Annotated in this window: 10 protein-coding genes; 1 reads left to right on the top strand and 9 read right to left on the bottom strand. The window is 42.7% G+C overall.

The window, feature by feature from the left end:
- Positions 1 to 171: 171 nt before the first annotated feature.
- Positions 172 to 1527, top strand: a complete 1356-nt coding sequence (locus AC1DQW_RS02070) for an OmpA family protein (protein WP_477452610.1) — start codon at positions 172 to 174, stop codon at positions 1525 to 1527.
- 589 nt (positions 1528 to 2116) lie between these two features.
- Here the strand turns inward: AC1DQW_RS02070 and AC1DQW_RS02075 are convergent.
- The 9 genes from AC1DQW_RS02075 to AC1DQW_RS02115 all read right to left on the bottom strand — a co-directional run bounded on the left by AC1DQW_RS02075 (position 2117) and on the right by AC1DQW_RS02115 (position 16176).
- Positions 2117 to 2944, bottom strand: coding sequence for a hypothetical protein (locus AC1DQW_RS02075; protein WP_477452611.1), 828 nt, complete (start codon positions 2942 to 2944; stop codon positions 2117 to 2119).
- A 125-nt stretch (positions 2945 to 3069) separates the two neighbouring features.
- The gene (glgP, locus tag AC1DQW_RS02080; protein WP_477452612.1) at positions 3070 to 4722 is read right to left on the bottom strand and encodes an alpha-glucan family phosphorylase; all 1653 of its coding nucleotides are present in this window, start codon (positions 4720 to 4722) and stop codon (positions 3070 to 3072) included.
- Between the two features lie 305 nt (positions 4723 to 5027).
- The gene (locus AC1DQW_RS02085) at positions 5028 to 7412 is read right to left on the bottom strand and encodes a phosphoketolase family protein (RefSeq protein ID WP_477452613.1); all 2385 of its coding nucleotides are present in this window, start codon (positions 7410 to 7412) and stop codon (positions 5028 to 5030) included.
- A complete protein-coding gene (locus AC1DQW_RS02090; RefSeq protein WP_477452614.1) occupies positions 7403 to 8605 on the bottom strand; it encodes an acetate/propionate family kinase in 1203 nt (400 codons plus the stop codon). Before AC1DQW_RS02090 ends, AC1DQW_RS02085 begins: the two co-directional genes overlap by 10 nt.
- 215 nt (positions 8606 to 8820) lie before the next feature.
- Complete coding sequence (locus AC1DQW_RS02095) at positions 8821 to 9675, bottom strand: universal stress protein (RefSeq protein WP_477452615.1); 855 nt, start codon at positions 9673 to 9675, stop codon at positions 8821 to 8823.
- Between the two features lie 285 nt (positions 9676 to 9960).
- Complete coding sequence (locus AC1DQW_RS02100) at positions 9961 to 11259, bottom strand: aminotransferase class V-fold PLP-dependent enzyme (protein WP_477452616.1); 1299 nt, start codon at positions 11257 to 11259, stop codon at positions 9961 to 9963.
- A gap of 131 nt (positions 11260 to 11390) precedes the next feature.
- Complete coding sequence (locus AC1DQW_RS02105) at positions 11391 to 12161, bottom strand: 3-keto-disaccharide hydrolase (RefSeq protein ID WP_477452617.1); 771 nt, start codon at positions 12159 to 12161, stop codon at positions 11391 to 11393.
- Positions 12162 to 12378: 217 nt separating this feature from the next.
- Positions 12379 to 14325, bottom strand: coding sequence for a c-type cytochrome (locus tag AC1DQW_RS02110; protein WP_477452618.1), 1947 nt, complete (start codon positions 14323 to 14325; stop codon positions 12379 to 12381).
- 12 nt (positions 14326 to 14337) lie between these two features.
- Positions 14338 to 16176 (bottom strand): 3-keto-alpha-glucoside-1,2-lyase-like domain-containing protein, encoded by a 1839-nt coding sequence (locus AC1DQW_RS02115; protein ID WP_477452619.1) that lies wholly within the window; start codon positions 16174 to 16176, stop codon positions 14338 to 14340.
- Positions 16177 to 16341 lie beyond the last annotated feature (165 nt).

Genomic DNA, 16341 nt, shown 5'->3' on the forward strand with positions numbered 1-16341 from the left:
CAATGCAAAGAGCAGTAATTACAACAACTGCTACGAAAGCGGTCCGTTTCTTTCCCAATCTATTAAATAAATAAAGTTTCTCATCCCGAAAACTTTTATCTTATTTATAGGTTATATAGCATATTAATTTAATACATTTAGTGGTATTCTACTAAAACAAATCTAAAAACTATGAATTATTCTACATTAAAGAAAACAGTCGCATTGTCATTTGCTTCTTTGATGGTTGTAGGTATGGCTAATGCTCAAACCGATTCCACCAAAACAGCAACTACTTCGTCTGAAACCACTACTCCAAAAGTATTTGGTGGTCTTGGTCAGTACAAAACATTTAGCATTGGTGCCAATGTTGGTGTTACTTCTCCGTTTAYTCCATTTGGAACTGATGCTGTGTCACATATGAAACCTCAACTGGGTTACGGCGTGTCACTTAGGCAACAACTTTCACAYCCGTTTGGAATACAATTAGACTTACATGGCGGTAAAGTTGCGGGAGATAATACCAAAGGCAACAAAGGGTTTACTGGAACCAGCTTTGAAACAACYTTTTATTCAGCTACTTTAAGCGGAATATGGCAATTTGGAAGCATTAGCTTCTTACACCGTAAAAACGGAATTAATTTTTACGGAAGTGCCGGTGCCGGTTTRGCATTTTATAACCCAACTTWCTCTACAGATGGTTCTGGTACCAATAGCCTTAGCTACCTGAACTCTGAYGGTTCTAAACATTATGTAAAAGAATTAGTAGTTCCGGTTGGTGTGGGTGCTAAAATTAAATTATCTGATGCACTTGCCCTTAATATTGGCTATACTGCCAACTTTATTGATGGCTACAACTTTAGCGGTTTCAAAACTACCAGGGCCGGAGGAACCTATAAAGATCATTACGCTTATGCTTATGGTGGTTTAGAGTATACTTTCGGTTCAAAATCTAAACCGAACATTGATTGGGTTAACCCARTTGCTATAATGTATGATGAGTTGTACGATGCTGCTTTACGCCAGGAAGTAGAAGCTTTAAAAGGCCGTGTTACCAATGTGGAAACTGCTGTTAACGACCTGAAAAAAGATTCAGACGGTGAYGGTGTGGCTGATCAGTTTGACAAATGCCCGGGTACTGCTGCAGGTAGCGTAGTTGATGGTTCTGGTTGCGTTATCGTATTCCCTAAAGATACTGTTGCYGCTGCTGCCCCTGTGGGYACTSCTTACTCAAACATCCAGTTTGAATTTGACAGCTCAGTTTTACGCACTTCWTCTTACCCTGTATTAGATGCTACTTCTGCCGACTTAAGGGCTGCTGGTAAAGGTGTTGAAGTTGATGGTTTTGCTTCATCTGAAGGTACTGCTGCTCACAACCTGCAATTATCAAAAGATCGTGCTAACTCTGTAAAAACTTACCTGGTTAACTCTGGTGTTGATGCTAAAAAAGTGAAAGTAAAAGGCTTTGGTGAAACCAAACCAATTGCTGATAACTCAACCGAAGAAGGACGTGTATTAAACCGTCGCGTTCAGTTCAAACAAAAATAATTTTAATAAAATATTATTTGCGAAGGCTCCGGATAACCCGGAGCCTTTTTTGCTTTTACACAATTTAGGATTTTGTAGGGATGAACAATTGTTTTTTTACACGCAACCCTCTTACCCGTCATTGCGAGTATCCATCAGGGTAATCCTGGAAAAAATGGGGATGACGTGATTTTTTGAATCGTCATTGCGAGGAACGAAGCAATCCCCAATAAGCAGGTGCGCTTGCAAATTCGCCCTGTATAGTTGGGGATTGCTTCGTCGTTCCTCCTCGCAATGACGATTTTACATATTGATGGTCAGTAACTTACAGACCCGTCATTGCAAGGTACGAAGCAATCCCCGATTTACAGATTAGTTCTGCAGATCCGCTCTATATAGTTGGTGATTGCTTCGTCGTACCTCCTCGCAATGACGATCACGAGGTGATTGTGGTATCCATACACGTCATTACTGTTTTTTCCAGAATTTAACTGGTGAGTTTCTCGCTATGACACATGAATATGCGCTTAAGCGGACGGCACGACTTCAGTGTTTTTTAAAAGTGATTTCCATTGGGAGCAGATAGGATTTCTTCCTGATCAATTTTATTTTAATAAGGGAAAATGAGTACCGGAACGATAAGGTTTGCAGGTAGTTTATCTGTTATATTGTTGCCTATTATTTCTACAAAATGATAGCGGTGATTAACCATAACCAGCAGATCATTATGCAGGCCGTTTTTTAAAACATCCACAGCAATAGCTATGTTTCTTTCCTTTATATTATTAAAGTACAATTGGTCGTAGTTAACATTCTCAGCTATCTCTGTACTAAAAACATCAAGTGCATATTTTTCTTCCATGTGAGGCAGGCCTTTTGCTGATATATGAGCAATGGAAAGTTTTGCACTTATAACTTTTGCCATTTCGGCCAGGTACCTTACAATGTGTAACCGGCAATAGCGCAGATCGGCAATGTAAACCATCCTTTCAATATCCTTTATTTGCCAGTTAGCAGGTATCAGCATCAACGGGCACAGCATTTTGTTCAATAAATAATTTACGTTTATTTTAAAAGTTGATGAGCGGCTATCATCGCCCATGCCTTTAACCATCAGCCATATTTGTTCTTTGTTAACACGGTGCGCAAGCTCTGTTTCATTGGTGTTTGAAATATCAATTTCTTTTACTTCCGGCTTAAAAGTGTTATCATCATTATCGGGCACCAGCAAATGGGGCATTACTTTTTTAACAGGCAATGAGCTATCAGCATAATCAAACCGGTTTCCCGCTAATACCTGTTCAAAAACTTTTTTATTTGCTTCACAAGTATTAGCTAGAATGATATTCGCATAATTTTTTTCGGCTATTAATTTTGCAAATGCTATAGCATGGCCTGCCTCCGCAGAATGATCATTTATTACAAGGATTGTTTTCATAATTGAAGAGAATAAAGGTTATGGATGTTAGTTGCAAAGTTTAAAAATTACCTACAGCTAACTAATGACCTTAATCACATAACAACCTGCTCTTCATCACCATTCGGGCTTAGCAAACAATATAATTAAACTTTATATAGCACTTCGTAATACTCCGCGGCCATTCTTGCTGATTCAAATGCCGGCGCAACATCCTTAGCACCTTCTTTTATGATTTTTAACCAATTTTTTTGATCATTATAGTACAGTGGTAAAACCTGTTTTTCTAAAATTTCAAGAAGGTTATGGTTTTCCACCGAGTTTTTCTCGTCGTATGGAAGCTCATCTGCTGCAGGTTGTATAATAAAGCAGTTTTTTTTATCCCTGGCAAATTCCGGCACCCAGCCATCTGGTAACGAAACATTGATTACACCATTCATAGCAGCCGTCATTCCACTCGTGCCAGATGCCTCCCTGTACATTTGGGGGTTATTTAGCCATACATCCGCACCTCTTTTGAGTTGCGCAGATAAGTCGAGCTCATGGCCGGTTAACACAGCACAATTAGGTAAGTGCTTTGTTTTTAATATAATTTGATTAAATAAGTTAACAGAGCCGTCATCTCCCGGATATGGCTTGCCTGCCCAGATGATCTGTACGGGCATTTTTTTGTTATTAACAAGTTTCAGAAATCTTTCCCAATCGTACATAATCAAGTCGGCCCTTTTATAGGTGGCAAATCTCCTTGCCCAAACAATGGTTAGTACATTTTCGTCAAATATTTTCCCGCATTGATCTGCAACTATTTTAAAAAGGGCGCCTTTCAATTCTTTTTTTCTTTCGGCAATAACCAGGTCATCACCGTTAGTAATGGCAGTGTTTAATTCCTTATCTACCCAGTAATTTTTATTTTGCGCATTTGTTATGGAAGTAATTTCGCAAATGCCAGGATTGTCGCCCCACATTTGCCTGGCTACTTCACCATGCAGCTTTGAAACACCATTGGCTTTACCTGCAAATTTTAAGGCTCCCAAAGTATAATTAAATCCTCCGCCGTTTAAACCTAATAATGACTTAGCCTGATGCTGATCCATCTGGTAAAAAAACGACATATCATTTAGCAGCCCATAATCGTGTTCTTCATTCCCGGCCATTTCTGGTGTGTGGGTAGTAAACCTTACTCTTTTCTTTACTTCGCTAAGCTTATTAAACTTCTTGTACAGGTAAAACCCGAGGGGTATAGAATGCCCTTCGTTCATATGGTAAACACCGGGTACTATTTTTAAAGCATCTAATAACATTGCCCCACCAATGCCTAAAACTATACTTTGGGCTATCCGCGTAGTTTCATTTCCATCATATAGGCGGTGTGTAATTGAGCGCGATACTTCGTCATTTTCGGCAATATCGGTACTTAGCAAAAACAGCGGCGCTGTACCAAAGGTTTCGGGCTTTAATAAATATGCCTTAACATAAACAGGTGCGCTATGAATATAAACCGTTAAAACAATCCCGGTATCCTGCAAAAATGAGTATTCTTTTTTAATAAAGTCCGGCTTCATTAGCGCACTGGTACCTCTTACCTGGTCGTAATAACCGTATGTCCAAAGCATGCCAATACCCAGTAAATTTTGTTTTAACTCGTACGCACTGCGTAAATGCGAACCAGCCAGGAAACCCAAGCCACCGCTGTAAATTTTTAAAGATTGGTCAACGGCAAACTCCATTGAAAAATAAGCCACACCCGCTTTATAGTTTTTGTTTGGCACGTAGCCAAAGATTTCCTTTTTAGTAATCATTATTGAAATTTACCCAAATAACCCGGAATAACCTCATATAGTTTTATTTATATAATATTTTAATGCTATATGATTATACGCCATTTTGTCCCCTCAGGGTCCTCTGCGAGAGACCCTGAGGAACTATGCAGATCGAATATCCAAATTCAACACTCTGTAAACCCCCTCAGGGTCTCTCGCAGAGGACCCTGAGGAACTATGCAGATCGAAAATCCAAACTCAACACCCTGTAAACTCCCTCAGGGTCCCTTTTCAAGGAGACCCTGAGGGGACAAAATATTTTAATGCTATATGATTATACGCCATTAGTTGCCTATAAGTTCGGTTTCGTTTACCGCAGTCCATTTCCAGTTTTTTATTTCGGGCATATCATCCAGATATTGGCAGATATATTCATGGTGCTCTTTAAGTTTTGCTTCGCACCAGGCAATAAACGCATCGGCCTGCTGGTGCAGTTGGGGTACACGCTTAACTGCCTCCATAGCTAAATGATAGCGGCTCATTTGGTTTAGCACTACCATATCAAATGGTGTGGTTGTTGTACCCTCTTCCATATAACCCCTAACATGAAATCTCGCCGGATCTGGCCGGCCATGCACCAGGTCATGAATGATACGTACATAGCCATGAAAAGCAAAAATAACAGGCGCGGTATCTGTAAATAGAGCGCTAAACACTTCCTCACTCATTCCGTGGGCATGATATGCAGCAGGTGATAAGGCCATCAGATCAACCACATTAACCAGCCTGGTTTTAAGATCGGGAAAATATTGTTTAAGTATCCAGGCGGCGGCCACAGCTTCAAGCGTGGGTACATCTCCGGCACATCCCAATATTACATCAGGCATTTCGTTGTTACAATTACCGGCCCATTTCCACTCAGAAGCGCCCATAGCACAATGCTTTACTGCTTCATCCATGGTGAGCCATTGCAATTCGGGCTGTTTACCCGCTATTACTACGTTTACATAATCCTTACTCCGCAGGCAATGATCCATCACCGATAAAAGTGTATTAGCATCTGGTGGTAAATAAATCCTGGCAACCGTGCTTTTTTTATTAATAACAGTATCAATAAAACCCGGCCCCTGGTGGCTATAACCATTATTATCCTGCCGCCATACATGTGAAGTTAGCAGGTAATTTAAGGAGGCTACGGGTTTGCGCCACGGTAATTCATGGGCAGTTTTCACCCATTTGGCATGCTGGTTTACCATAGAGTCAACTATGGTTACAAACGCTTCATAACAAGGAAAAAGCCCATGCCTGCCGGTTAAAAGATAACCTTCAAGCCATCCTTCGCAAAGATGCTCGCTTAAAACCTCCATAACACGCCCGTCTGGTGCAAGCTTCTCATCCGTAGCAAATATCTCTTTCATAAAGCAACGATTAGTTACTTCAAACACAGCCTCCAAACGGTTTGAGGTTGTTTCATCAGGACAAAAAAGACGAAAATTCCTGTTCTCCTGGTTAAGCTCAAAACCATCGCGAAGATATTTCCCTAAGTTGCGGGTACTTTCGGCTTCAACTATGCCCGGAGTGGTAACACGCAGCTCATAATCCTTAAAATCGGGCAGCTTTAATTCTTTTAGCAACAGGCCGCCATTTGCAAATGGTATTGCACTCATGCGTTTATTACCCGTTGGTGCAAGTTCTGCAAGTTCTGGAATAAGCTTGCCGTTCTTGTCAAATAATTTTTCGGGGTTATAACTTCGCATCCACTCTTCAATCACTTTTAATTTTGCAGGATCTTCCTTTGCCCCGGTTAACGGAACCTGATGCGAGCGGAATGTATTTTCAATCKGCACGCCATTCCATTCTTTTGGCCCGGTCCAGCCTTTTGGTGTTCTCAATATAATCATCGGCCAGCAAACCGGCGTTATAAAGCCATCCACCCGCGCTGCATGCTGAATCCCCTTAATTATTTCATAAACACGATCCAATGTTTTTGCCATTTGCCGGTGTACAGCCATGGGATCATCCCCCTCAACAAAAAACACCTCGTATCCATATCCTGTGAACAATGCCCGCAGTGCATCGTCATCCATTCGCGCCAACACGGTTGGCCCCGAAATTTTGTACCCATTCAGGTGTAAAACAGGTAAAACAGCTCCGTCTCTTGCCGGATTTAAAAAAGCAACAGATTTCCAACTACCCTCCAACGGACCTGTCTCGGCCTCCCCGTCGCCTACAACACAGGCAGCTATCAGGTCGGGGTTATCAAACACAGCGCCAAAAGCATGCACAAGTGAATATCCCAGCTCGCCGCCTTCATGAATGGATCCGGGTGTATGTGCACTTACATGGCTGGGGATACCGCCAGGCGTAGAGAATTGCCTGAATAACCGCAGCATTCCTTCTTCATTTTGCCCTACCTGCGGATATATTTCCGAATATGTGCCCTCAAGGTAGGTATGTGCAATTATGGCCGGCGCTCCATGACCTGGGCCGCATATGTATAAGATATCTGCATCCGTTTCTTTTATAAGCCGGTTAAGGTGTACGTATACCAGGTTTAATCCTGGTGATGTGCCCCAATGGCCGAGTAATCTTGGTTTAATATGCCCGGGCTTTAACGGCTCTTTTAACATTGCGTTATCCTGCAGATAAATTTGCCCGGCAGATAAATAGTTAATAGCCTGCCAGTAAGAATTCATTTTTTCCAAATCGTAGTTCACTATCAGTTGCATAATTCTTTTGTTTTAATGTTATCAATAATGGTTTGTGTATGTTTAGCAATCACCCATTCCTCATCTGTTGCTATAGCTTTTACCTTAACCCGGCTTTGTGCGGTTGATATAACTTCCTGCCGGTTATAATTAAATTTTTGATTGATTGATATCCCCAGAAAATCAAGTTCACTACAGATCCGCTCCCTTATTATTGCTGAATTTTCACCTATCCCCCCTGTAAATATCAGTACATCGAGCCCCCCCATTGCCGCGGCCAGTGCCCCAATGCATTTTCGGGCGTTGTAACAAAACACCGCAAGAGCCTCCCGGGCCCTGGTATCTGTTGCTTCATTTTTTAACAACTCCTGCACATCACTGGTGCCGGCAATGGCTTTTAAACCCGATTGTTTACTTAACAGATCATCTATTTCATCGGGTGTTAGTTTTTCTTGTTTAAGCAAAAACAATATTACCCCGGGGTCAAGATCACCAGAACGGGTTCCCATTACCAGACCTCCCATGGGACTGAGCCCCATTGTGGTATCGATGCCAACCCCGTTTCTTACGGCTACCATACTTGCACCGTTACCCAGATGCGCTATTACAATTTTTCCGTTTGGAGCTGATGTTGCTTTTTGCGCCATCATTATATATTCATATGATAAACCGTGAAAGCCATATCGAATAAGCCCTTTTTCTGCAAATTTTGATGGCAGCGGATAGTATTTTGAACAGAAAGGCATATCCTGGTGAAATGCGGTATCAAAACAAGCCACTTGTGGTATACCCGGGAATGCCGCTTGAAATAATTGAATCATCTTTATTTCATTAGGCAGATGATTGGGCGCCAAGTAAATAAACTCATTTAGCGAGTGTAATAATTCGTCTGTTATAATTTCCGGGGTGCGGTGATTGGGACCACCTTGTACAAGGCGATGCCCTATAGCTATGATATCATACTGTTGCTGATTATTTTTAAACCAGCTGATTAGTTCTGTAGCGGCATTAAATTGATCTTCAAAATTCTCAACCAATTTAAATACCGGCTCATGATCACTGTTTCTTATAACAAGCTGGCCAGTTTGGGTACCAATATGATCTACCGAGCCGCATAACGCCAATTTGTTTGAGCCGGATATATATAGCTTAAACTTTAAGCTGGATGAGCCGCCGTTAATGGATAGTAGGTATGAATTTGCTTTTTCGAACATTTGAATAATTAGAAAAGGACAATTAGTTAGATGGCAGTTTTAATTACCGGTAAAGCTATATGATTACATACCGCTAAAAAATGATGCACTGCTATGGTAAACAATGACGGTGGTCATCTTATGCAAGTGTTAATTTGATTGGTATTTTTTACCTTAATAACCTAAAAAGCCCCGTTGCGCGGAGCTTTTTAGGTTATTATTAACTATATATATCATTAATTTTGTGAGTGAAATACAAGCAGTGGAATTTCTATCCTACTTGCCATTTTTTGTGTAGCGCTTCCGTTTAACAACCCATGCAAAAAACTATGTGAGTGATGCACCATTGCCAAAATATCAATGTGGCCAAATTCACACAACCAGTTTAACCCATCGGTAGCCCTGGCGCCCTCGCAAATGCGGTAATATATATGAGGATAATTGCTTTTGTTTGATAACTCATTCAGGAATGGCTCTATAAGTTCTTTAAAACCACTTGCTGGCTCTTTATCTTTAACAACATGAGTAATCAGTATTTCGGCATCCAGCATCCTGGCAATCGGTATCAGTTCATACACAAATTTCAAATCTTCTTCAGGATGTTTAAAATCCGTAGCAAAAGCAATTTTCTTTATAGGTTTGATAGCAACCTTTGGAGGAATTAGCAGCAGGGGTTTTGAAACGTAATCAATAGCTCCTTTGGCATGATTTCCTAAAAGAACTTTACTCAGGCCGCTGCCATGAGTTCCCATGACTATTAAATCAATATCCTTATTTTCAAGCCCTTTTAGTACAGTGTTAAAATCACCCATTTCGTTAATACAGGTTATTTTAGGTTTAGCCTCATCCCTTAAATCCTCACCCGCTAACCTGGCCGCCAATTTCTTAAGCTCCTGTATGCTATCATCCATTATGTGCTCATAATCATCCATTGGCCAAATTACCATGCCGGCTTCGGGCATGGCAGCCGGAACCATGAAGGCATTACACAATATCATTTTAGCTTTAAGATGTTTTGCCAGGTTATAAGCATATTCAGCTGCATGCGTTGCATTGTCTGAAAAATCGGTTGGGACAAGTATTGTTTTCATCGTTATTGTCAATTGATTTTATAATATAAAATTCTGAAATAACTATTCATTAATTAATGACGATGGTCATTTGAATTAATGATATTTAACAATAACAGACTTCTGATTTACCCCTCCAATGACCAAAAAGATCCGAAACATCTGATATACTTATAAACCAGATAATGAGGGATTTGTTTAATTTTTGTTTAATTATTTAGCTTAAAATACCGATCAATACAAAGGCTGTCCCCTAAATTCAAACCGGGGCAATTTTAACTTAAAGCAGAAAGGTCCCGGGTGGTATTATCCAGTCTTTCCGGCTATTTCGGTAATTGCTTTTACCAGTTTATCCAGGTCGGCAATTGTGGTATACACATGTGGGGTAATGCGTACACAGCTAACGTTTTCAAACTCGATGGATACCGTATGGATCTTATATTGGTTAAACAGCGCGGCCTCCAGTTGTGCGGGGGGCATGCCATCAACAGATACGCCGCATATGGCACATGCATATTCGGGTTTCAGCGAAGTATGCAGTTTTACTTTGGGCAGGTGCTGCACTTTGGCCGCCCAGTAATTTTTAAGGTATCGGATCCGTTCTTCTTTACGTTTGCTGCCAATAGCCAGCTGAAAATTTACGGCCTCGCCTATCCCCTGCTCTATCGGGAAGCTGCGGGTACCCAGGTTTTCAAATTTACGAATATCGGGGCCCTGGGGATTGTCGTCGCACAACAGGGGCAATACTTTAGCAATTTTTTCTTTTTTAATCCACATCATCCCGCTGCCTATAGGCGCCGAGAGGAATTTGTGTAAACTGGTGCCAAAGTAATCGCAATTAAGATCGGGGATCTTAAAATCCAATAGGCCGAAGGAGTGCGCTCCATCAACAATAACCTCGATGCCGCGGGCATGGGCCATATCGCATATTTTGCGAACCGGCATAATCTGCCCCACATAATTAATAATGTGCGTAACGTGTATCAGTTTAGTTTTGGGGGTGATAGCATCCTGGTAGGCTTTTACAATTTGCGCGTCGTCCTCAATCGGGAAATCAAAGGATAGTTGTTTGTATATAATCCCTTCGCGCAATGCCCGTTGACAATACGCCTGCACCATGTGCGGATAATCCAGTTTGGCGCCTATCACTTCATCGCCGCTTTTTAGGGGCAACCCGTATATAATGGTATTAAGCGATTCGGTAGCATTACGGTTAACGGCAATCTCTTCGGGCAGGGCGCCGGCCAGCAGGGCCAGTTTCTCGCGCAGGGGTTCGCGGCCCTGGTCAAGTATGCGCCACATATAGTATGAGGGACCTTCGTTGGTTAGCTGGTTATACCGCTCCACGGCCTGCTGCACCACCAGCGGCGAAGGCGAAACGCCCCCGTTATTAAGATTTATGATATTGGTGCTTACCGAATACGACCGCTGGATAACTCCCCAGAAATCCTCATCCTGCGCCACCTGTTGCGGTGTTAAATGGGTTATTTTATTTTCGGCAGATCTCCATTCATGGGCATGCGCCTGGCTAAACAGGCTGGACGCCGAAAAAGCGCCGGTAAGCACGGCCGCCTGCCTGATAAAACTGCGTCGGTTATTGGTCATGAACGAATTTAGCGTATTGAGCGCATAGAAACAAGCATGGTATAAAGTTTAGCAGAAGTAAACAGGTTATAAAAAAACAGCCTGGGGCGTTTGATACCCAGGCTGTTCAAATTATTTACAAAGTGCAGGCTTTACAGCTCCCTTACCCAAATATTCCGGTAGCTTATCGGTTCGCTTTTGTCGCCATGGGCCTGTAATTTAATAGGTTCGGCGCCATGTTTACGGTATTCGGGCTGGCCAATATATGGGGTATCGCCTTTTAATGCCGTATTGTTTTGAACAAGCACCCCATTATGCAAAACCGTTGCCCGCGCTGCCGATTTTAAAGTCCCGTCTTCGTTAAAGCGGGGCGCTGTCCATATCACGTCATAATACTGCCATTCACCGGGTTTGCGGCAGGCGTTTGCCAATGGCGGCGATTGTTTATACAAACTGCCTACCTGGCCGTTAACATACGTTTTGTTATTATAGTTATCAAGCACCTGTAGCTCGTATCCGCCGGCGCCCCATGGTAATGCAGCCAGGAAAATACCGCTGTTGCCCCGCCCCTGTCCGCTGCCTGTAATATTTGATGGAATGCGATATTCGATGTGCAGCTGGAAATCGGTAAACTTTCTTTTGGTTTGAATATCGCCTGCAGTTTTATCAACCGTAATTATCTTACCGGCAACCTTCCATTTATGTGCCGATGTGGAATCATTAGTGGCAACCCATTCATCCAGATTTTTGCCATCAAATAAAATGATGGCATCAGACGGCGCATCGCCCACGTTTTTGGCTGGAGTTACCACAGCCGGTACCGGCGACCAATATTCGGTATCTTCCGGTTTCCCGGTTTGCTGCGCATAAGCTGTTATTGCCGAACCGGCCAATAACACTGCGAACATTACAAGTTGTTTCATTTTTAGGATATATTTATAATTAGTGTAAATAAAAAACAATGTATGGCAAAGGATCAAGGGTCAGGATGAAGTCCGGTAAAAAGGTTTTTTTTCCAGACCAAAGGCCCGCGCCACTAATTTTTATGACCGTGATGGCCTTTCATCGTTTTTTCTCAATTTTTCTTGATTTTGCTCAATTTTTATATGTTGATTGTCGATTTATTTCTCATAATTCTCATTATTTGGCGAGTGATTTTATCCAAAGCGCTATCTTCCTGGCTTCCTCTTTAGGCACCTGCGGCATCGGCGGCATCGGGGTCGAATAATCCGGCCAATGCTCGGGCTTAGGGTTGCTGATCAGCTGCACCAGCTCATTTACACTGTATTTTCTTTTTGCTACATCCGAGTAAGCCGGACCAACCTGGCGTTTACTGGCACTATGGCATGACAGGCAGGTATTTTTCAGTAATAGTGGTTTCACTTCATCATAAGTTGGCACCGCACTGGCAGCAGTTAAAAGTTTTCCTTTCTTTGACGCTGAAAGTGAGGCTGTTTTTACCGCTTTAGATGAATTGGCAGTGCTCACTTCGCTCATTGACAGTTTTTGCCCTTCGGGGATATTGTTGAGGGTGTAGTATGCTGTTGGGTGAATAAGATTAAAATAGTTCTCCTTATCACGGATCCCGTCAAGGGTAATGGTATGGATATAATATTTGCGCAGGTTATTCACTATAAGCCTGGCCCTTAAGCCATCCGCTGATACTTTAACGCCTACTATAGGGCATTTTTGGGTATTTACCGGGGGACTGCCGTACACGCCGTGGTATTTATAAATATAACTTTCTACCGAGTAGGAAGCTAAATCGCCGGCAACCTTCTTATCCACCGGTTTGGTAAATTCAATTTCAAAACCATCCGGCATAGCGCGAATGGCCCTCATTTCAAAGGGGACCTTATTATTCCATACCAAACGTTGTAAACCCATGGTAGCCTCTCCTGCAGATCCCCAGCCGCGGTTAGTTTCGCCTGCTGCCAGCGAACCATCTGGTAACCAGGCAAGTCTCACGATACCCGATTGAAAACCGCTCCTGAAAGCCCATGCCGCACCCTGGTATTCGCCGTTAACTTTCTCTAAAAAGATCCTGTCAATCATACTTTGTCCCTGGTCGCATACCAGCAACTGGCCTGCAAACGGTCCGAATGCGTCTTCGGGTATTTTCACAATTTCGGAGTTGGAAATTCCCAATATGCCATGGGGCAACCAAACAGCCGGTAGTGTTAATTCAGGGATCTCCTTTTTTTCCTCAAATTCGGTCCTGAATTTTTCGTTAACAATATTTTGTGGTTTAAACGGTTGTCCGTCTTTATCAAATTCAATTCTTGGATTGTTTTTGGCAAAGAACTGTTCCGGTGTAAGTTTTAATGGTGAGTTTGGCAAATTAGTCCATACCAAACTTGATGGATGCCCCATAAAAGCACCCTTCTTAACCTGCATAATACTGCCCGAGCCAACCCAATCACCCTGGTTATCGCTGTACCATAATTCACCGTCAATCATACTGATGCCGCAAGGTGAGCGAAAACCGGCAGCCCATGGTGTAACCGTGCCATCTTCCTTAATATTGAGGGCCCAGCCTCTCCACGGTACAAAACTTTTGGGGTGCCACCAATCAGGCGGGAAACCAAGATTCAGGGTAACAAAAAAGGATCCGTCGGGCGCTATCTTTGGTCCAAAGCTGTATTCATGATAATTACCAGATAAAGGCCAGGCGTAAATAGTTTCAAAAACATCGGCCTTTCCATCCATATTGGTATCAACCAATTTAGTAAGCTCGCCGCGTTGCACCACATACAAAGCGCCATTTTTCCAGGCAGCGCCCAAAACCTCATGCAGTCCAGACGCGAATTTGCGAAAGAAGGGATGCTGGCTGGTTGGATTCTCCACCATAAAAATATCGCCGCGACGGGTGGTTACCGCAAGTGTTCCATTGGGTAAAGTGCACAAACCGCCAACTTCCAATATAGTGCCCTCGGGTGCGGGCACTTTCATAATCTTAAAATAATCATCCTCTTTAGCCGATTCGGCCTGAGCGTAAGTATTTGGGGTATAATTTAAAAGAGTGGCAATTATAAGTGTAGTAAATAATGTGGCCCTGTTTATCATTTGTTTTAGTGTATAATTCATAACGAAGGCTACTTAAAAGATAATAGAATAGGTTAATTTTTGCTTAATCGGGATGATAAGTTCCTGCTTGCCTGCCGCGCTTCTGACTACAGGTTTGGCATCCCCGGCATCATCAATACGGATATAGTAAGATTTATCGTCAACTATATATAGTCCGTTACCAAGCTCTTCAATATTATCGCCTGTAGCCAGGTGAGCAAATAAACCGTCAACAGGTTTTTGCAAAACTATGTCGCGACGAATGCCTTGCCCACCTGCAATAACCCTGCTGGCATCATTCACCGCAGAGCCGTAAATAACGTACATGAAGGTTGGCTGATCATCCGCATTTAAAATGTATCCTTTAGGCCGATAACCCGTTCCTGCTGTATCGGGTGCCCACTGTGCCTGTGTGTTAGCCAGTTTTTCAATTACCGGCACCGGTTTGCCAAGGTATTGAAAAGATCCGGCAGGGCGCGATGAGCCGTCGCCGCGGTCATGCCACATAGGGGTTGCATCCAAAAATCCGCCGCGCCATATTTCAACTATCATCCCCTTATCCAGGTCGTATGTATAGTGCACCTGCTCGGTACTGCCCACATTTACGCCATGTGTAACCCGAATGCCGCCCGGCAGATCAGAAAAGCTACGCAAAATTGTATTTGATGTAGCGTTGATCAATATCGGATCAATAGGGTCATTTGAACTAACATTGGCATCGCTCAATAAATACTCGCGGATGCCCGGACCAGCTACAGTAAGCCCTAAAGCCGGCTTAGCCCAGTCAACAGTTTTTGAATAAAAGAGCTCGAAATTATGGTTGCCAGGTTGCAATTGAATTTTGCCGGCGCCCTTGCTTTCAGCCGTTGGTACAGCATCAGCACCATTAATGCGTAAAGAACCCTTGCCGCCCGGTACACTTAACTTAAATGCATATTCGCCCGCTTCGGTAATCTTAATTGTACCTGTATAGCGGATCAAGAAGTCGTTGGTTAACCTACCCTGGTTTGATGACAAAATTGTCGAGCTGCCTTCAACTTCGGGCTTTAATTTTTTGTAATCAGCATCGGTAAGCAAACCGCCTTTGTATACATGGTATTTTAAGTTTGACAGTACGGGGTGATGTTTATCAAAACCGGTTATGCTGATGTTCCTGAAAGCTACCGCACCATGATCGCCCTGGATGCGTAAAGGGCCGGCAATGGTTTCTTTATTATCTATAGCCCCGCGGGTTGGCCCGGCAAGCTCTACATTATCCTGTATTAAAACACCATTTAACCAAATATAAAGTATTTTGGCATTTGATATCTTTTGTCCGTTTGCATCAAACTGCGGCGCCTGGAACGAGATCTTCATATGTTGCCACAAGCCAGGCGCCCTGCTTGCATTTTGCCTTGGAGCGTGGCCGTCATATCCTTGTTGTCCATTGGGTTTATTATCGTCCCAGCGTTCATAGATGCCGCCATTATCGCCCGATTTAGGGTTAACTACCCCCCAGCTATCCAGCAACTGAATTTCATAACGCCCCTGGAGATAGATCCCGGAGTTTGATCCTTTTGCCATCAGGTAATCAAGCTCGAGATCCATATCGCCATAATTAGTTTTGGTGAACAAATCTTTTGCTCCGTTTTTACCAGGCAGGTTTACCAGGATGCCTGCGCCATCCTTAACAGACAATACTTCGTCTTGTAAAAGATCGGCCTGCACATTGGTTGCAAGTTTCCAGTTTGATGAGGGATTCTGAAAAAAAGACAGGTCATTAAGTGGTACTTTGCTTTGTGCCGTAAGCTTTTGAAAACTCAGCACGCAAACAAGTAACACCAAAAACCTTTTACCGCTAACGTTTACAGGAGGGTACTTAATAGAATACATTTGATTTAAATTATAATATGGGTTTATGTGGCTTAAAGCACAAAGGCCTTAAAGGAGGGCAATTTAGCAATTTACGCAATCGATTACGAAATTTTTTTTAACAATTTTAAATGCAAAATTAATGTGGCTATTAACCAAAAAAAGGCGCTCCCATTTTGCGGAAGC

This window comes from Mucilaginibacter sp. P5_A4, from assembly GCF_056400605.1.